The organism is Actinomadura roseirufa (assembly GCF_900659635.1).
GTDB lineage: Bacteria > Actinomycetota > Actinomycetes > Streptosporangiales > Streptosporangiaceae > Spirillospora > Spirillospora roseirufa.
In genome coordinates, this window is record NZ_CAACVB010000019.1 from 11,729 (window position 1) to 27,882 (window position 16,154).

Below are 16,154 nucleotides of genomic sequence, written 5' to 3' on the forward strand. Positions count from 1 at the left end.
GGCGGATCACCTCGGTCATGTCCAGTGAGACCGCCGTTGCCGAACCGCAGCCAGGCGGCGAACCGTTGTGGGCCTCGACCGGCTCGGGAGTCATGACGCTCCCCATGATGTGGGCCCTCAGCTGGCCGCTGCTCGCAGGATGCGCTCTCGCGATGGCGATGACGGCCTGTGCGCCGCCCCTCGTACGCCGCGTCACCGTTCGCCGTCCGGCTCCGGGGCGTTCGCCGCGCGGGCGGCTCGTCCGGCCAGGGCGTGGACGTGGGAGCGCAGTTCGGGCGGGCCGTGCACCTCGAACTCGCAGCCGAGCATGATCAGGCGCGCCGCGAGCCAGTCGAGGGTGTCGGCGTGCCCGGTGAGGCGGCAGGTCGCCGGTGTGAGCGGGCGGATCTCGCCGGTGTCGGCGCCGAGGCGCGCCCGAGCCTGTGCGGCGGGCAGGTGCAGGGTCGCTTCGGCGTGGTAAGTGGGCGCCATGCCCCGCAGGCGGCTCTTGAGGAACTCGGCGGCGTCGCCGCCGGGCAGCTCGCGCGGTGTCCGGCGCTGGCCGGTGGGACGGGGCTGGGCGATGCGGTCGACGCGGAACATCCGCCAGTCGTCGCGGTCGAGGTCGTAGGCGATGAGGTACCAGCGGCGTCCGGCGGCGACGATGCGGTGCGGCTCGGCCAGGCGGCGGCTGTGCGTGCCGGCACCGGACCGGTAGCCGAACCGCACGCGCTCGCTGTTGGCCGCCGCGGCGGCGAGGACGGCCAGGTGGGCGGGGTCGACGGTGGGACCGTCGGCCGCGGGGAGCGGGACGGTGGCGGCGCCGAGCGAGGCGACGCGGTGCCGCAGCCGGGACGGCAGGACCTGCTCCAGCTTGGCCAGGGCCCGCGCGGACGCCTCGCCGATGCCGTCGACGGGATGCCCGGCGGCGGTGCGCAGCCCGACGGCGATCGCGACGGCCTCCTCGTCGTCCAGCAGCAGCGGCGGCATCGCGGTGCCCGCGACCAGCCGGTAGCCCCCGTCGGGCCCCTTCGCCGACCGGACGGGATAGCCGAGCTCACGGAGCCGCTCGATATCGCGCCGAACCGTCCGGCCACTGACCGCCAGCCGCTCGGCGAGCTCCGCGCCCGGCCACTCTCGGGGCGTCTGCAGCAGCGACAGCAGGTTCAGCAACCGGACCGACGGATCGGACATGCGCCCCAGCATGCCGCAAATAGAGGACAGGGCCCGGCCTAAACGGGCTCTAACCTGCTCTCTCGCCAGGATGTGTTGTCCCGGCGGACACGGAGGAGGCTCGACGGTGACCATCATGTCGTGGACCCAGGTATGCGCGCGGCGCCTCGAACGGCACGCTCTGTCCGCGCCGTCCAAGGAGGCGCCCGCCGAGGTGGTGGCGGGGCTGGCAGGGGTCCACGCGCAAGTGATGTCCGCGGCGGAGCTCGGCATCGGCCTGCGCCTCGACGGGGCGACGCGCGCGGACGTGCGGCGGGCGCTGTGGGACGAGCGGAGCCTGGTCAAGACCTACGGGCCGCGCGGGACCGTGCACGTCCTGCCCGCCCGGGACCTGCCGATGTGGGTGGGCGCCCTGTCCGCCTCGCCCGCGCCGCCGAGCCCGTTGCGCGACCCGGTCCGGATGACCCCGGGGCAGACCCGGGAGGTCGTCGCCGCGATCGGCGCGAGCCTCGCTGAGGAGGACCTGACGATCGACGAGCTGAACGAGGCCGTGGTGGAGCGGACCGGCCCGTGGGCCGGTGAGCTGGTGATGCCCGCCTTCCAGACGCTGTGGCCGCGCTGGCGCCAGGCCATGGGGCAGGCCGGTATCGAGGGCGCGCTCTGCTTCGGCCCCGCGCGGGGCCGCAAGGTCACCTACTCCAGCCCGCGGCGTGTGCTGCCGGGCTTCCGGCCGGCCGAGCCCCGCGCCGCGCTCGGCGACCTCGTCCGCTGCTACCTGCGCGCCTATGGCCCTTCGGCCCCGGACCGGTTCGCGCACTGGCTCAACACGCCCTCCGCCTGGGCGGCGGAGCTGTTCGCCTCGCTCGACCTGGAACGGGTCGAGGTGGAGGGCCGGGCCGCCTGGGTCTCCCCCGGGGACACTCTCGCGCCGCAGGACGAGCCGCGCGGCGTCCGGCTCCTGCCGTACTTCGACGGATACGCCTACCGGGTCGGCAACCAGCCCCCGGACCTGCTCTACCCGGGGCGCGCCGCCGAGCGCGTTCTGCGCGGCAACTTCCAGGTGCTGCTGGTGGACGGCGTCGTCGGGGGCCTGTGGCACCAGCGCCGGTCGGGGCGCCGGATCGACGTCACGGTCGAGCCGCTGATCCCGCTCACTGCGGCGCGGCGGGCGGAGCTGGACGAGCAGGTCGACCGGGTCGCCCACGTCCTGGAGGCCCGCCCGCGGCTGGAGATCGGCCCGGTCACGGTGGGCGGGCACGCCTAAGGGAACGCCTAGGCGCGCAGGTCGAGGCGCCAGTCGTTGGAGCGGTTGATGTGGCCGGGCGGGTATTCGAAGTCGCACTCGGACATCAGGACGAACCCGGCCTTCCGGCAGACCGCGTTCGAGGCCGGATTGCCCACCGAAGGGAAGGCGTGCAGATACCGCCTGTCGCCTCGGCGGGCGGCGGCCACGACCTCGCGGACGGCGGCGATGGCGATGCCCCGGCCCTGGAACGAGGGAAGGACTCTCCAGCCGCTCTCGTACACGGGCTCGTCCTGCCAGACGCGCCCCCAGAAACCGACGTTGCCGGCCGGCTCGCCCTCGGGCAGCGCCACGATCCGGTACATCTGCCCGCCGAGAAAGCCGTCGCCGTTGACATAGCGGCGATGCCGCGCGAGCACCTGCTCCTCGGTCTCGGGCCCTCCGAGGTGCTCCTTCATCTCCGGGGCGTTGATGCGCCCCAGGAGTGCGAGGTCGTCCTCGGACCAGGGCTCGATCCGTACCGCCGCCGCACCGCTCACGCCGCACACCTCCCGGTCGGGTCCCCCGCGTCTCGTTGCCTTCCCGGCAGGAGTCGAACCTGCGACGCACGGCTCCGGAAGCCGGTGCTCTGTCCTCTGAGCTACGGGAAGAGGCCCCGCCCCCGGGTGACGAGGGGCGGGGTGGTGACCTCGGCGGGAATCGAACCCGCGTTCGGCGGCGCGGGGTGCGCCGGTGCTCTGCCAGAGCTGCGAGGACGAAGCGAAAAGGGGATCCCGGGCGGGCGGCGCCGGGCCGCTCACACGACGATCAGGATGCGTCCGGGCGGGGACGCGGGGCGTTGTGCCGGTCCATGATCCGCTCTCCCCTCGATGTCGGCGTTCACTGACCAGACTGCTCCGCGGCCAGGACGTCCGCAACGGGTTTTCCGGTCGTGCGGGGCGAGGGGCAGATGCCCTCGCGGTAGGCGCGCTGGCGGCAGGCGGCCGAGCAGTAGACGCGCGGCCGTCCGCGGCCGCGGACGGGCAGCGGCGCCCGGCACATCGCGCAGGACGGGTTTTCGTCACGCGGATGGTCATGCTTTTCGTCATGGACGCGGGACGCGAGCCACGCGTCGAGATCTTCGCCGCACACCGGGCACTCGGTGATGTCCGGGCGTGAGCAGCGCAGCATCCACTCGATGTAGCGCTGGGCGGCCCGCGCGGCGGCGACGCGCTCCTCGAGTTCGGCGATGCGGCCCCGGGCCACCCGGCGCCAGTCCGCGCGGGAACCGGGATTCATCAGCGAGCCGAGGTCGTCCAGGCTGAACAGGCCGGTCTCCTGCCACATCCGGATGAAGGCCAGGCGGCGGACCTCGGCGGGCCCGTAGCGGCGCTGCCCGCCCGCCCGCACCCGCGGGGTCACCAGACCCCGCTCGTCGTAGTAGCGGAGCGTGGACACGCTCGTCCCGAGCCGGCGGGCGACCTGCCCGATGGTCAGCAGTTCCTCGGCCATGTGCGGCTCCCCGGTTTGACCTCCAGTCGGCTGGAGCTTCCATCGTAGATCGCGTCATGGACGGGAGGGGGCCGGATGCGCGACGGGACGGCCGCGGGACGGGCGGCGATCTTCGCCGGGACGTTCGCGGCGCTGCTCAACATGAGCGTGGTGACGGTGGCGCTGCCGCGGACGGCGTCCGGGCTGGGCGCGGACCCGGCGTTCCTGCGGTGGGTGGTGGACGCCTACACGCTGTGCCTGTCGGCGCTCATGCTGTCGGGCGGGGCGCTCGGCGACCGGTACGGGCGGCGGCGGGTGTGGCTCTGGGCGGTGGCGCTGCTGGGCTGCGGGTCGGTGGTGTGCGCGACGGCGCCGTCGGCGGAGGTGCTGGTCGCCGGGCGGGTCGTGCAGGGCGCCGCGGCGGCGGTGATCGTCCCGGGGGCCATGTCGCTGATCGCGCAGGCGCGTCCGGAGCCCGCCGGGCGAGCCCGGATGATCGGCTGGTGGAGCACGGTGGCGAGCCTGTCGGTCGGGCTGGGCCCGCTGCTCGGCGGTGTCCTGGTGGACGTGGCGGGCTGGCGGAGCGTGTTCTGGATCGACGTGCCGGTCTGCCTGGCGGTGCTGGTCCTCGGCGCGTCCGGCCTGGCGGAGAGCCGGGACCCGGCGCACGCGGCGCTGGACCTGCCGGGGCAGGTGCTCGGCGTGGTGTGGCTGGGCTCGCTGAGCTACGGGCTCATCGAGGGCGGGCGGCTCGGGTGGACGTCGGCGGCTCCGGCGACCGCCCTGGTGGTGGCGGTGGCGGCGCTGGCCGCCTTCGTGGCCGTGGAACTGCGGGCGCGGCGGCCGATGCTGCCGATCCGGCTGCTGCGGGACGGGCGGTTCGCGGCGGCGAACGGCGCGGCGCTGCTGCTGGGCCTGGGCGCCTACGGCATCTTCTTCCACCTGTCGCCCTACTTCCAGGAGGTGCGGCACGGCTCGGCCACCGGGGCGGGCCTGCGGATGCTCCCGATGGCGCTGGGGATGAGCCCGCTCGGCGCGGTCGCGGGGCGGCTGACCGCGCGGCACGGCCCGTACGGGCCGATGGCCGGGGCGTTCGGCCCGTACGGGCCGATGGCCGGGGCGTTCGCGCTGATCGCGGCGTCGCTGCTGGCGATGGCGGCGGTCCTCGGGGTCGGCACGCCGTACGCGGTGCCGGCCGTCCCGCTGCTGTGCCTGGGCGCGGGCATCGGGGTGGTGCTGCCGCCGCTGAACGCCTCGGCGCTCGCCGCGGTGCCGCGCGAGCGCTCCGGCGCCGCCGCCGCGACCGTGAACGCGGTGCGGCAGACGGGCACGGCGCTCGGCATCGCCGGGCAGGGCGCGATCCTGGCGGCGCGCGGCGGCGGGGGCGCGGGAGGCGCCGGGTTCACGTCCGGGCTGCGGGTGGTCGCGGCGGCGGCGGGCGCGATCTCGGTCGCGGCGATGATCATGGTGCTGGTCCTGCGGCGGGCCGCGGCGCCGGGGCCTGGAGGCGCTCCGGCCGAGGACGTCGCCCTTGAGTTCCGGCCAATGGAAAACTGAGGTTCCACGCGCCCCGTGATCTGGACAGGCTTGGGGCGGGAGACCCGTGACCACCCCGCGGGTCGTACGGGCGTGCTCCTGAGGAGGAACGATGACGTTGCTCGACCCCGGAGTCTGGACCGGGAAGATCTTCGATGGCGGCTGGGGCCCCGGCGAGGGCGGCGGCTACGACGTCGTCGAGCCCGCGACCGGCGGCTCGCTGGGCGTGCTCGGCCAGGCCGGTGCGGCGGACGTGGCGCGGTCGGCGGCGACGGCCGCCGCGGCGCAGCGGGACTGGGCCGCCCGGCCCTACGAGGAGCGCGCGGCGATCCTGCGCCGGGCGGGCCGGGTGTTCGAGGAGCACGCCGAGGAGATCCGGGGCTGGCTCGTCCGGGAGGCGGGGTCGATCCCGGGGAAGGCGGAGCTGGAGGCGCACTTCGCGGCGAACCTCTGCTACGAGGCGGCGGCACTGGCCTCGCATCCGCAGGGCCTGGTGCTGCCGTCGGCGCAGCCGCGCTGGAGCCTGGCGCGGCGCCGCCCGGCGGGAGTGGTGAGCGTGATCGCCCCGTTCAACTTCCCGCTGATCCTGTCGATGCGCTCGGTCGCCCCGGCGCTGGCGCTCGGCAACGCGGTGCTGCTCAAGCCCGACCCGCGCACGGCCGTCTGCGGCGGCGTCGTGCTCGCGCGGGCGTTCCAGGAGGCCGGGCTGCCCGAGGGGCTGCTGCACCTGCTCCCCGGCGGCAAGGACGTGGGCGAGGCCGTCGTCGAGGCGCCGGAGGTGCGGGTGGTGTCCTTCACCGGCTCCACCCGGGCCGGTCGCGCGATCGGCGAGGTGTGCGGGCGGCTGCTCAAGCGCGTCCACCTGGAGCTGGGCGGCAACAACGCGCTGATCGTCCTGCCGGGCGCGGACGTCCCGAAGGCCGTGTCGGCGGGAGCGTGGGGCTCGTTCCTGCACCAGGGCCAGATCTGCATGACGACGGGACGGCACCTGGTCCACGAGAGCCTGCACGAGGAGTACGTGGCGGCGCTGGCCGACAAGGCCGACGGGCTGCCGGTCGGCGACCCGGCCGCCGGGCCGGTCGCGCTCGGGCCGATCATCGACGAGCGGCAGCTCGCGCACGTGGACGGGCTGGTGCGCGACACCGTCGCGGCGGGCGCGCGGCTGGCGGCGGGCGGCACCCACGAGGGCCTGTTCTACCGCCCGACGGTGCTGGCGGGGGTGACCCCGGCGATGCCCGCCTACGCCCAGGAGGTGTTCGGGCCCGTCGCGCCGGTGGTGCCGTTCTCGACGGCCGACGAGGCGATCGCGCTGGCCGCCGACAGCGAGTACGGGCTGTCGCTCGGGATCCTCGGCGACGTCGGGCAGGCGATGCGGATCGCCGACGCCGTCCCGACGGGGCTGGTGCACATCAACGACCAGACGGTGAACGACGAGCCCGTCGTCCCGTTCGGGGGCCTCGCGGCCTCGGGCAACGGGTCGCGGTTCGGCGGGCCGGACGCCAACATCGAGGCGTTCACCGAGACGCAGTGGGTGACCATGCGCGGCGAGATCGCCCCGCACCCCTTCTGAGCGGACGGGAGGACGCCCCGGGCCGTCGTGCGCGCCCGTCCGGGCGTGCGCGGCGCGGCCGTGCTCGGGCTCGCGGCGAGCGGGCCCACCGGCGGGTCATCTCGGGATGGCGGGGCCGATGCCGGTCTCGCGCAGCCGCCGGGATTCGCAGGCGCCCGCGTCGGGGGCCACGGTCACGGGCGCCGCGGATCTCACGACATGGCCCGCCTCCTCGTCGCCGGGCTCGGCGACGACCTTCTCGTAGTGCGGCGGCCATCGCAGCATCAGGCGGCGGCCGCAGGTCGGGCAGACCCACTCCTCCAAGCCGGACTTCCCGGTCCTGACCATCCGCATCTCGTGCGCTTTCCGCACGACGGTCCCCCTTCACCGCCGGGACCGCACGGTCCTCCGGACCGATCGCGGTTCCGGCATCGGTACGGACCATCATTGCCCTTGACATCGCCTTTAAACGGCTTTACCGGATCTGACCTGCGCCGATGCCTTCTTTGGACGATCGGACGAGCCGGGAACCCCCGCGGCGCGCGGCCATCGGCGAATTCAAGATCCGCGTCGTGGACGGGGCGCCGGCGCTCACTCCTCGGGCAGCAGCGTCCCCAGGGGCCCCAGGTCGAGATTGAGGTCGTGATCGTCCAGGCCGAAGTGGTCCTTGAGCTTGGTCATCGCCTCGTCCAGGCGCAGCAGCGCCAGGCCGAGGCTCTCGACCTGCTCGTCGGTGAGGCCGCCGCCCTCCGCGCGGCGCAGCGCCTGCCGCTCCATGAGCTGGCGGATCAGCTCGACCAGGGTGAGCACCAGCTTCACCAGGTCGCGTTCCACCGTCTCCGGATCGGTGCGCAGGCGCCGCGCCGTGCGGGAGGAGGACGGTCCGGGCCGGCGGGCGGGCGCGGCCCGGACCGGGGCCTGCTCGGCAGGGCCGCTCGCGCGGCCGGCCGCGATGTCGAAGGCGTCGGCCGCCACCGGGTCGCGGACGGAGAGCTTTCCGGTCACGGGGTCGCGGGACGGTGAGGTCACTGCTCCTCCTCGGGGTCCAGGCCGTCCCGGACGGCGGTGACCAGGGCCCGCAACGAGACGTGCACCAGATCGATCTCGGCGATGGAGATGACGAGGTCGCCGGTGATGACGACGCCGCCCGACAGCAGCCGGTCGAGCAGGTCGACCAGCGCGACCCGCTCCGCCGGGGCGCCGGGCCCGGTGTCCAGGACGGCCGTCACCGGGGCGCGTCCCGCGGGCCCGGCGGCGGGGTGGTCTCGCCGGTGTCGATGAAGGAGTACGGCGGCCACGGCCCCGTCACCTCGACCTCGACGTCCGTCATGCGCTCGGCGAGGGCCCGGACGACCGCCTCGAAGCCGGGCGCCTGCTCATCGTCGAGGAGGTAGGAGACGTTGAGGATCTGGGGGTCCGGGCGGCCCGACAGCCGCGGGTCCTGCGCGGGGTGGTGGCGCGCCGCCACGGCGTGGTCGGCGAGCTCGGCGTGGACGGCGGCGGCGCGTTCGGCCACCCGCCGTTCCGCCTCGGCCCGCCGGCGGCGCTCGTCCTGGCGGCGGCGCAGGTAGGCGGTTCCCACCCCGGCCGCCCCGGCCGGGGTGGGCGCGTGCGTGCCGGTGAGGGGCTCGGCCCTAGACACGAGCCCCCCACCGGGATCATGGCCGGGCTCGGGCCCGGCGGTCGTCGGCGCGGCGGTCGTCGGCACGGCACGCGCGTACGCCTTGACGCCCCATTCGGAACGTCCGGTGATCCGGTCGAACACCGCGCCGAACCGCGCGCCCTCCTCGGTGAGGACCTCGGCGACCCGCGCGTCGTCGCGGTACAGGGTGGCGATCCGCACCGGCGCGGTCGGCGCCGCGTGCGCCGCCCGGTCCACCACCTCGTGGTGCGCGCGGGCGGTCGCCTCCAGCCAGGCGAGGTCCTCCAGGTTGGCGCGCAGCGCCGCCTCCCCGTAGTCCTCCAGCCGGACGGTGCTCACCAGCGCGGTCAGCCCGCCCGCGACCACCCCGCGGACGGTCGTGCCGGCCACGCCCTCGGCGCCGCCGAGCGCGTCCGGGTCGAGGCCGCGGGCGACCCCGTACAGGTACACGGCGGTACCGGTCATGACGTTCCCTCCTCGCCGCCGTCCGCGCCGGACCCGCTCACGCCCGCACGGGCCTCCAGGGCGGCGAGACGCTCGCGCAGCAGCCGGTTCTCCTCGAGCAGCGCGTTCTCCGTCGCGCCGTCCACCTGGTGGTCGCCGTCGGCGGAACCGAGGCGCCCGTCTCGGGAGTCGTTCTCTCTACGGGCCCCCGATGACAGCGTGGGGTCGTGCTCCCACCAGTCGATTCCCATCTCCTTGGCCTTGTCGACCGAGGCGACCAGCAACCGCAACTTGATCGTCAGCAGTTCGATGTCCAGCAGGTTCACCCGGACGTCCCCGACGATGACGATGCCCTTGTCGAGGATGCGCTCGAGCAGGTCGGCCAGGTTCGCGCCCTGCTGCGGGGACGCGGGCCGGGCGGGCGACCGGCCGCCGGTCCAGGAGATCTCGCTCAACGGTGCTCAGTCCCTCTCGACTCGTCCACGGGGGTAGCGGCGGGCGCGGCGGTAGGAGACCAGCTCGCCGTCGGCGTCCACCTCGGTGTCGTACGCCGCGAGGATGTCGGCGGAGTCGGGGATGCGATGGGTCTCCACCACCTCCACCGTGACACGCCAGCCGTCGCCGGCGCGCTCGATGCCGACCACGCTCTCGGCGCTGCGGCCGGTCATCACGGTGACGTGCTCGACCGCGTGCTTGGCCGCCTCCGCAGCGGAAATCATCACTGGCCTCCCTGTCGCCGCCCGTCACCCGCCCGCTCGTCACCCGCGCCGCGCGCGGCCCTCGTTCAGCCGGCGGATCAGTTCCTCCTCGCGCTCCGCGGCCTCCTCCTCGGTGATCTCGCCGGCGGCGGTCTCGTCGGCGATCTGCTGCATCTCCGCGGCGATGCGCCCCGGGTCGTACAGCTGCGCCTCGGCCTGCTCGGTGAGCACGTCGGCGAGCCAGACGACGCCGCGGACGGGCGCCACCGGCAGGGTCAGCAGCCCGGAGAAGAAGCCCATGGCCTCATGCCTCCGGGACGAAGTCGTACGGCGGCAGCGGCCCGATGAGCCGGACCTTGATGCGCTCGCCGTGCGTCTCCCCGAGCTTGTCCACCGCCTGCTCGAACTCCGCCCGCCGGTCCGCCTGGACGAGGAACGACGCGTCCAGCACGTCCTCCTCCCGGGCGGGCGTCTTGCGGACGAACGCCTCGGCGGAGGGCGCGACGGCCTCCAGCAGTCCCTGCCCGTCCCGCTCGCGCAGGCGTTCCATCGCCTGCGCGATGAGCTCGCCGAGCCGGACGCGGTCGTAGTAGACCGCGTCGGCGGCGTCCGCGGGGACCTCGCGCAGCCGGGCGCCCAGCTCGGCGATCTCCGGCTCGCCGGTCATGATCTCGCGGAGCACGGCGTCCTGGACGTAGGTGGCCTTGACGCGCATCTCCAGCCGGCCCTCCAGCTGGTCGAGGACCTGCCCGAGCCGTTCGGCGTTGTCGGCCAGCAGTTCCTTCTCCACGGCCGCCCGGTCGGCGAGCGCGGCGCCGAACCGGAACGGCAGCACCACGAGACCGGCGTCCAGCAGCGTGTTCAGCACCCGCTGGTGCGCCACGAGGTCGGCGCGCTCGCCGAGCGCCCGCTCGCGCGGCAGGTCGCTGATCACGGCGGCGCACCGGCCGCCGTCTCCGGCCAGGGTCACCGGCTGGTCGTCCAGGCCCGTGACGTCCTCGGGGAGCCGCGCGCCGGCGCGGGTCACACCGTAGACGTACTGCGGCACGGCCGAGGTCTCCGGGGTCTGTGGCGTGGTCATTCGTCGTCCTCCTTCTTGCCGGACGAGCGGCGCCGCGCGGGTCGCCGTTCCTCTTCCTCGTCCGACTCGTCGGAGTCGCCGGAGCCGAAGGTCTCCTTCAGCCGTTCCTGCGCGCCTTCGAGCGCGCCCTTCGTCTTCTTCTTGGCGCCTGACTCCTGCATGCCCTCGACGAACTGCGGCAGCCCCTGGGAGGTGCCGTCATGGGCGATGTCGAGCCGGTTGACGGCCTCGGCGAACCGCAGGTACGTGTCCACGCTGGCGACGACGATCCGGACGTCCACGGTGAGGATCTCGATCCCCACCAGCGACACCCGGGCGTACAGGTCGATGACCAGACCCTTCTCCAGGATCAGGTCGACGACGTCGGCCAGGCCGCTGCCGGAGCCGCCGCGCTGGACAGTGCTCGTGCCCGAGGTCTGCTGGGCGATCGGCCCAGTCATCTCATCCACTCCTCACGGGGGATTGGGGGGGTTGAATGTCGGGGTTGGGGATGTTCGGGCCATCCCGTACCCATATCGATCTCCCTAAACAGAAAGATCTGTTTCGGTCCACGATCGGACGGGGCGGTCAGCGCCGCCGCGACACGCGCCGCCCGACCGCCACGGCCACGCCCGCGGCCGCCACCACCGGCGCGGCGCGCAGCAGGCGCCGCAGGGTCACCAGCCGCGCGAGACCGGCGACCCGGCCCGGCAGCGCCGTCACCTGGGAACCGACCTGGGCACCGGCCCGGGCCGCTCCCCCGGCCGTGTCCTTCGCCGTGCGCTCGACGGCCTTCCCGGCGCTCGCACCGGCGGATCCGGCCTTCCGGCCGGCGGATCCGGCCTTCCGGGCGGCGTCCTTCGTCCCTGTCCCGGCCGCGCGTCCGGCGCTCTTCGCGGTGTCGCGTGCGGCATCGCCCGGTACCTCGGGGGGTTTCATCGTGCTCCTTCCATGGGGGGGTGTGCACGGCGGTCTACCCGGCTCGGCATGCGCAAACATGCCGGCGCGACGGAGCCCACGGTTGGAACCGTCCGGAGGGGTATGCGAGAGACCATGACGACGCCACGGCCCGCCCGGTACCTGCGCCCCGGCCTCGCGCGGACCGCGGCCGAGCCGCTGGCGTGGTGGACGGTTCTCCTGGCCGTGTACCTGGCGCTGGTCTCGGCCGTCTCCCCCGGCGAGATCGCCGTCGGCGCGCTCGCCGCGGCGGCCGGTGCGGCGGCGGCCGTCGCCGCGCGCCGCGTCCTGCTCACCACGGCCCCCGGGACCGGCCCCCGGGGACGGCCCGTCCCGCCCGCGCGGCTCGTCCGCCCACTGGCGCTGCTGCCCGCCCAGATCGTGTCCGACACCGCGCGCCTCACCGTGCGCGGAGCGCCGGAAGGCGGCTGGAGCCCGCTCGCCGTCGCTCCCGGACCGGCCAACCGGGGCACGGCCACGCTCCTGCTCTCCACCTCGCCCGGCACCTATGTCGGGCTCGTCGACCCCGGGCGCGAGAGGCTGCGCGTCCACCGCCTCGACCCGCGCCCCTCACCGTTCGAGCGCGGCCTCCGGGACGCCGGGCTCATCGGCTCCGCCGACCCCCGGGAAACGGGCGCCGCCGCGAACGGGAACGGGGAGCGGCCATGAGCATCGCCGTGCCGGCCCTCGCCCTCATGCTCGGCGCGCTGCTGCCCGCGCTGCTGACCACGCTGCGCGGGACCCCGGTGGACCGCCTCGCCGGGCTCATCGTCACCGGCCCACTGGTGACGCTCGCGCTGACCCTGCTGGCCGCCGCGTACGGCCGGCCCGCCTACCTCGACGTCGCCCTCGTGCTCGCATTGCTGTCGTTCGCCGGTTCGCTGGTGTTCGCGCGGTTCCTGAGCCGGACCTTGTGACGGGGACCCCGATGAGCCTCTCCCTCCTCTCCGACGTGCTGATCTGGGCCGGAGCCGCCGTCGCCGTGACCACCGGGCTGCGGCTGCCGTTCACCCGCGACGCCGCCGGCCGCCTGCACGTGGTCGCGCCGGTCACCGTCCTCGCCGCGCCCGTGCTGCTCGCCGGGCTCGCGCTTCGGCCCTGGTCGTCCTGGCACGACGTCGCCAAGATCGCCGTCATCGCGGTGCTGCTCGCCGCCACGGGGCCCGCGACCGTGGTCACGACGGGCCAGGCCGTCGGGAGGGCCCGTGGATGACGCGCTGTCCGGCCCGCTCGCCGACGTCCTCATCGGCACCGGCCTGGCGCTCGCCGCCCTCATGGCCACCGCGGTCGTCCTCACCCGCGACCCGGCCCGGCAGGCGATCGTCCTGTCCGGCTACGGGCTGGTCCTCGGCCTGCTCTTCCTCATCCTGCAGGCACCGGACGTCGCCATGTCGCAGATCGGGGTCGGCACGGTCGTCGTCCCGCTGATCGTCGTCCTCGCCCTGCACGCCACCCGCCGCCATCGCGACGCCCCAGAGCCCGGCGGCGACCCCGGGGACGGCGCCGGCACGGGCGCCGGCACGGGACCGGCGGACGGAGAGCGCCGGTGACCAGGAGGCCCCGCGTCCTGCTGTTCGCGATCGGCGCGGCCGGCGTCGCGGCCCTCTTCACGGCCGGGGCCCTGGACCTGCCGTCCTTCGGCGGCGCCGCGCATCCCTACGGCGACCGGGCCGTGCGGGCGGCGCTCGCGAGGGGCACCAGCAACACCATCTCCTCGGTCAACTTCGACCAGCGCGCCTTCGACACCATCGGCGAAGAGCTGATCCTGCTCGCGTCCGCGCTCGGCGCCGTGGTGCTGCTGCGCGCCGTCCACCGGGAGGAGGAGGACGACGGCGCGTCCCACGGGCACGGTCCGGCGGAGGTGTCCGACGCGCTGAGGATCGTCGGCTACCTGCTGCTGCCGCTCACCCCTCACCATCGGGGTCTACCTCATAGCCCACGGCGCCCAGTCGCCCGGCGGCGGCTTCCAGGGCGGGGTCGTGCTCGGCACCGCCGTCCACCTGCTCTACCTCGCCGGGGACTACCCCGCCCTGCAGCGGCTGCGCCCCATCCCGGCGTTCGAGTTCACCGAGGCGCTCGCGGCGGGGATCTTCGTCGCGCTCGGCCTGGCCGCGGCCGGGCGGGTCCCCGAGCTGAACGCCGCCGTCGGCGCCGAGGTCGGCTGCGCCCTCGTTCTTCTCCTCGGCAAGTTCTTCGAGCAGGCCCTGCTCGTCCGCGAGCCCCCGGAGACGTCATGAGCCACCTCCCCTACCTCGTCGCCGGCTGGATCATGCTCGTGGGCGTCTACGGCATCGTCACCAGCCGCGACCTCGTCCACGCCGTGGTGTGCCTGTCGGTGACGCAGTCCGGCACGTACGTGCTGCTGCTGGCGATCGGCTACCGCTCCGGCGCCACCGCCCCGGTGTTCTCCGACCGCTCCCCCGGCGGACGCCCGGTCACCGACCCCGTCGTCCAGGCCATGGCCCTCACCGACATCGTCGTGGGGGCCACCGTCACCGCGTTGCTGCTGGCCCTCGCCGTCCAGGTCGCCCGGCGCCGCGGCACCCTGGACCCCGGTGAGCTGCGGTCGCTGGAATCGTGATCCTCCAGCTCACCGTCGCCCTGCCGGTCCTCGTCGCGGCCGTGCTCGCCGCCGCCGGCCGGTGGCTGCCGCGGCTCGTCGTGGACGTCGCGGCCGTCCTCACCGTCTGCGCCGTCATCGCGCTGTCCACCCTCACGCTGGCCCGCTCCCCCCACAGCGCCCAGGTGACCTGGCTCGGCGGGTGGCGGCCCTCCGAAGGCGGCGTCGGCATCCCCCTGGTGGCCGATCCGCTCGCCGCCGGGCTCGCCCTCACCACGGCCGTGCTCACGCTCGGGGCGCTGGTCTTCTCCTGGCGCTTCTTCACCGAGGTCCAGGCGATCTTCCACACGCTCGTGCTGCTGTTCCTGGCCGCCATGTGCGCCTTCGTGTACACCGGCGACCTGTTCGACGCGTTCGTGTTCTTCGAGCTGATGAGCGTCGTGGCGTTCGCGCTCACCGGCTACCGCTCCGAGGAGCCGCCGACCGTCCACGGCGCGCTGAACTTCGGGATCATCGCCTCGCTCGGCGCCTACCTCACCCTCGCCGGGATCGGCCTGATCTACGCCCGCACCGGGGAACTGGGCCTGGCCGCCATCGGCCGCCACCTCGCCGGGACGGGCCGCGGCGACGCCCTCGCCACCGCCGCGTTCGTGCTCATCTGTACCGGTTACCTGGTCAAGGCCGCCGCCGTCCCGTTCCATTTCTGGCTCGCCGACGCCCACGCCGTCGCGCCCACTCCCGTGTGCGTCCTGTTCTCCGGCGTGATGGTCGAGCTCGGCGTGTACGGCGTCGCCCGCACCTACTGGTCCACCTTCGCCGGGCTCGTCCCGCTGCGCGCCATCGCCGTGCTCGGCGCCGCCGCGGCGCTGCTCGGCGCGGTGATGTGCCTCCTGCAGCGGCACATCAAGCGGATGCTCGCCTACTCCACGATCAGCCATGTCGGCCTCCTGCTCGTCGGCGTCGCCGCGCGGACGCCGGACGCGCTCGCCGGCACCGCCTACTCCCTGGCCGGGCACGCCGGCGCGAAGGGGGCCCTGTTCCTCGCCGCGGGTTCGCTGCTCAACCGGCACGAGTCCGTCGACGAGCACGACCTGCGCGGACGCGGCCGCGACATGCCGGTCACCGGAGCGACGTTCCTGGTCGGCGCGCTCGTCCTGGCCGGGCTGCCGCCCTCGGGACTGTGGGCCGGGCACTCGGTCACCGAGCACGCCGCGGAGGAGGCGGGCTGGTGGTGGTTCGCCCCGCTCTCGATCGCCGTGTCCGGGCTGACCGCCGGTGCCGTCCTGCGCGTGTGGCTGAGGGTGTTCCGCGACGCCGAGGACCCCGTCCCGGACGGCACGGCGGAGCAGGGACACGAGGAGGCCGAGACCCGCACGCTCCTGCCCTCCCTGCCCTGGACCATGGTCGCCCCCGGAGCCGTCCTCCTGGCCGGGGCGTTGCTGACCGGCCTGATCCCGGGCGGCCCGATGGCATCGGCCGCCGCCATGTTCACCGACCGGCGCGGTTACGCCGGGCTCGTCCTGGACGGGCACGTCCCCCACCCCCACGTCGCGCCCGCCGACCCCTGGACGGTCCCCGGGCTGGTGAGCGCGGCCCTGACCCTCCTCCTCGCGATGATCATCGCCGGTTGCGCCGTGCGGCCACGGGCGACCCGCCGGGCGAGCCCCAGGGCCGCGCAAGCCCTGCGGCGAGTCACGGACGCCGGTGCGGCGCGCCTGCACGCTCTGCATTCAGGCCATCTGGGCGACTACGCGGCCTGGCTCGCCTTCGGGGTCGCCGTCCTCGCCCTGCTCACCACTGGCCTATGACAGCACGGCCTAGAGTCGGTGAATCGACATTCACC

The 16,154-nt window shown here is 74.7% G+C and carries 23 protein-coding genes and 2 tRNA genes; 10 read left to right on the plus strand and 15 right to left on the minus strand.

Going from position 1 to position 16,154, the window contains the following annotated elements:
* Positions 1-192: 192 nt before the first annotated feature.
* Positions 193-1,173: a helix-turn-helix transcriptional regulator gene (locus E1291_RS06490; RefSeq protein ID WP_131736812.1), complete on the minus strand. Its 981-nt coding sequence runs from the start codon at positions 1,171-1,173 to the stop codon at positions 193-195.
* Positions 1,174-1,288: 115 nt separating this feature from the next.
* Here E1291_RS06490 and E1291_RS06495 point away from each other — a divergent pair, with 115 nt between their 5' ends.
* On the plus strand, positions 1,289-2,416 hold the full coding sequence (locus E1291_RS06495; RefSeq protein ID WP_242613984.1) for a winged helix DNA-binding domain-containing protein: 1,128 nt from the start codon (positions 1,289-1,291) through the stop codon (positions 2,414-2,416).
* 8 nt (positions 2,417-2,424) lie between these two features.
* On the opposite strand, the gene E1291_RS06500 is transcribed toward E1291_RS06495, so the two are convergent.
* The 4 genes from E1291_RS06500 to E1291_RS06515 form a co-directional block, all read right to left on the minus strand.
* Positions 2,425-2,934 carry a GNAT family N-acetyltransferase gene (locus tag E1291_RS06500; protein ID WP_207400592.1) on the minus strand — a complete coding sequence of 170 codons (510 nt, stop codon included), beginning with the start codon at positions 2,932-2,934 and terminating at the stop codon, positions 2,425-2,427.
* Between the two features lie 38 nt (positions 2,935-2,972).
* A tRNA-Arg gene (locus E1291_RS06505) sits at positions 2,973-3,045 on the minus strand.
* Positions 3,046-3,076: 31 nt separating this feature from the next.
* Positions 3,077-3,151 (minus strand) — tRNA-OTHER (locus E1291_RS06510).
* A 123-nt stretch (positions 3,152-3,274) separates the two neighbouring features.
* A complete protein-coding gene (locus E1291_RS06515; protein ID WP_131736815.1) occupies positions 3,275-3,886 on the minus strand; it encodes a MerR family transcriptional regulator in 612 nt (203 codons plus the stop codon).
* 75 nt (positions 3,887-3,961) lie between these two features.
* Here E1291_RS06515 and E1291_RS06520 point away from each other — a divergent pair, with 75 nt between their 5' ends.
* Together E1291_RS06520 and E1291_RS06525 are read left to right on the plus strand one after the other, a co-directional pair.
* Positions 3,962-5,422, plus strand: a complete 1,461-nt coding sequence (locus tag E1291_RS06520) for an MFS transporter (RefSeq protein WP_131736816.1) — start codon at positions 3,962-3,964, stop codon at positions 5,420-5,422.
* 91 nt (positions 5,423-5,513) lie between these two features.
* A complete protein-coding gene (locus tag E1291_RS06525; RefSeq protein WP_131736817.1) occupies positions 5,514-6,971 on the plus strand; it encodes a benzaldehyde dehydrogenase in 1,458 nt (485 codons plus the stop codon).
* Between the two features lie 96 nt (positions 6,972-7,067).
* Here E1291_RS06525 and E1291_RS06530 read toward each other — a convergent pair whose 3' ends face one another.
* From E1291_RS06530 to E1291_RS06575, 10 genes are all read right to left on the minus strand, one after another.
* Positions 7,068-7,322, minus strand: a complete 255-nt coding sequence (locus E1291_RS06530) for a hypothetical protein (RefSeq protein WP_131736818.1) — start codon at positions 7,320-7,322, stop codon at positions 7,068-7,070.
* 219 nt (positions 7,323-7,541) lie between these two features.
* Positions 7,542-7,979, minus strand: coding sequence for a gas vesicle protein K (locus E1291_RS43145; protein ID WP_242613978.1), 438 nt, complete (start codon positions 7,977-7,979; stop codon positions 7,542-7,544).
* On the minus strand, positions 7,976-8,179 hold the full coding sequence (locus tag E1291_RS06540) for a gas vesicle protein (protein ID WP_131736819.1): 204 nt from the start codon (positions 8,177-8,179) through the stop codon (positions 7,976-7,978). The genes E1291_RS43145 and E1291_RS06540 overlap by 4 nt, the downstream gene beginning before the upstream one ends.
* Positions 8,176-9,057 carry a GvpL/GvpF family gas vesicle protein gene (locus E1291_RS06545; protein ID WP_131736820.1) on the minus strand — a complete coding sequence of 294 codons (882 nt, stop codon included), beginning with the start codon at positions 9,055-9,057 and terminating at the stop codon, positions 8,176-8,178. Before E1291_RS06545 ends, E1291_RS06540 begins: the two co-directional genes overlap by 4 nt.
* Positions 9,054-9,491: a gas vesicle protein gene (locus E1291_RS06550; protein WP_207400593.1), complete on the minus strand. Its 438-nt coding sequence runs from the start codon at positions 9,489-9,491 to the stop codon at positions 9,054-9,056. The genes E1291_RS06545 and E1291_RS06550 overlap by 4 nt, the downstream gene beginning before the upstream one ends.
* 6 nt (positions 9,492-9,497) lie before the next feature.
* Positions 9,498-9,755, minus strand: a complete 258-nt coding sequence (gvpO, locus tag E1291_RS06555; RefSeq protein WP_131736821.1) for a gas vesicle protein GvpO — start codon at positions 9,753-9,755, stop codon at positions 9,498-9,500.
* A gap of 39 nt (positions 9,756-9,794) precedes the next feature.
* Positions 9,795-10,034: a gas vesicle protein GvpG gene (locus E1291_RS06560; protein WP_131736822.1), complete on the minus strand. Its 240-nt coding sequence runs from the start codon at positions 10,032-10,034 to the stop codon at positions 9,795-9,797.
* A gap of 4 nt (positions 10,035-10,038) precedes the next feature.
* A complete protein-coding gene (locus E1291_RS06565; RefSeq protein WP_131736823.1) occupies positions 10,039-10,815 on the minus strand; it encodes a GvpL/GvpF family gas vesicle protein in 777 nt (258 codons plus the stop codon).
* On the minus strand, positions 10,812-11,255 hold the full coding sequence (gvpJ, locus tag E1291_RS06570) for a gas vesicle protein GvpJ (RefSeq protein ID WP_131736824.1): 444 nt from the start codon (positions 11,253-11,255) through the stop codon (positions 10,812-10,814). Before gvpJ ends, E1291_RS06565 begins: the two co-directional genes overlap by 4 nt.
* A 127-nt stretch (positions 11,256-11,382) precedes the next feature.
* Positions 11,383-11,733, minus strand: a complete 351-nt coding sequence (locus E1291_RS06575; RefSeq protein ID WP_131736825.1) for a hypothetical protein — start codon at positions 11,731-11,733, stop codon at positions 11,383-11,385.
* Positions 11,734-11,847: 114 nt separating this feature from the next.
* Between E1291_RS06575 and E1291_RS43150 the strand changes: the two genes are divergently transcribed.
* The 7 genes from E1291_RS43150 to E1291_RS06610 all read left to right on the plus strand — a co-directional run bounded on the left by E1291_RS43150 (position 11,848) and on the right by E1291_RS06610 (position 16,119).
* Positions 11,848-12,420, plus strand: coding sequence for a hypothetical protein (locus tag E1291_RS43150; RefSeq protein ID WP_207400594.1), 573 nt, complete (start codon positions 11,848-11,850; stop codon positions 12,418-12,420).
* The gene (locus E1291_RS06585; RefSeq protein ID WP_131736826.1) at positions 12,417-12,668 is read left to right on the plus strand and encodes a monovalent cation/H+ antiporter complex subunit F; all 252 of its coding nucleotides are present in this window, start codon (positions 12,417-12,419) and stop codon (positions 12,666-12,668) included. Before E1291_RS43150 ends, E1291_RS06585 begins: the two co-directional genes overlap by 4 nt.
* Positions 12,669-12,679: 11 nt before the next feature.
* Entirely contained in the window at positions 12,680-12,964 is a 285-nt protein-coding gene (locus E1291_RS06590; RefSeq protein WP_131736827.1) for a monovalent cation/H(+) antiporter subunit G, read from the plus strand.
* Positions 12,957-13,301, plus strand: a complete 345-nt coding sequence (locus E1291_RS06595; RefSeq protein WP_242613979.1) for a hydrogenase subunit MbhD domain-containing protein — start codon at positions 12,957-12,959, stop codon at positions 13,299-13,301. The genes E1291_RS06590 and E1291_RS06595 overlap by 8 nt, the downstream gene beginning before the upstream one ends.
* A 381-nt stretch (positions 13,302-13,682) precedes the next feature.
* Entirely contained in the window at positions 13,683-13,988 is a 306-nt protein-coding gene (locus E1291_RS43155) for an MnhB domain-containing protein (RefSeq protein ID WP_242613985.1), read from the plus strand.
* The gene (locus E1291_RS06605) at positions 13,985-14,332 is read left to right on the plus strand and encodes a sodium:proton antiporter (RefSeq protein ID WP_131736828.1); all 348 of its coding nucleotides are present in this window, start codon (positions 13,985-13,987) and stop codon (positions 14,330-14,332) included. The genes E1291_RS43155 and E1291_RS06605 overlap by 4 nt, the downstream gene beginning before the upstream one ends.
* Positions 14,329-16,119: a complex I subunit 5 family protein gene (locus E1291_RS06610; RefSeq protein WP_207400595.1), complete on the plus strand. Its 1,791-nt coding sequence runs from the start codon at positions 14,329-14,331 to the stop codon at positions 16,117-16,119. The genes E1291_RS06605 and E1291_RS06610 overlap by 4 nt, the downstream gene beginning before the upstream one ends.
* Positions 16,120-16,154: the final 35 nt, after the last annotated feature.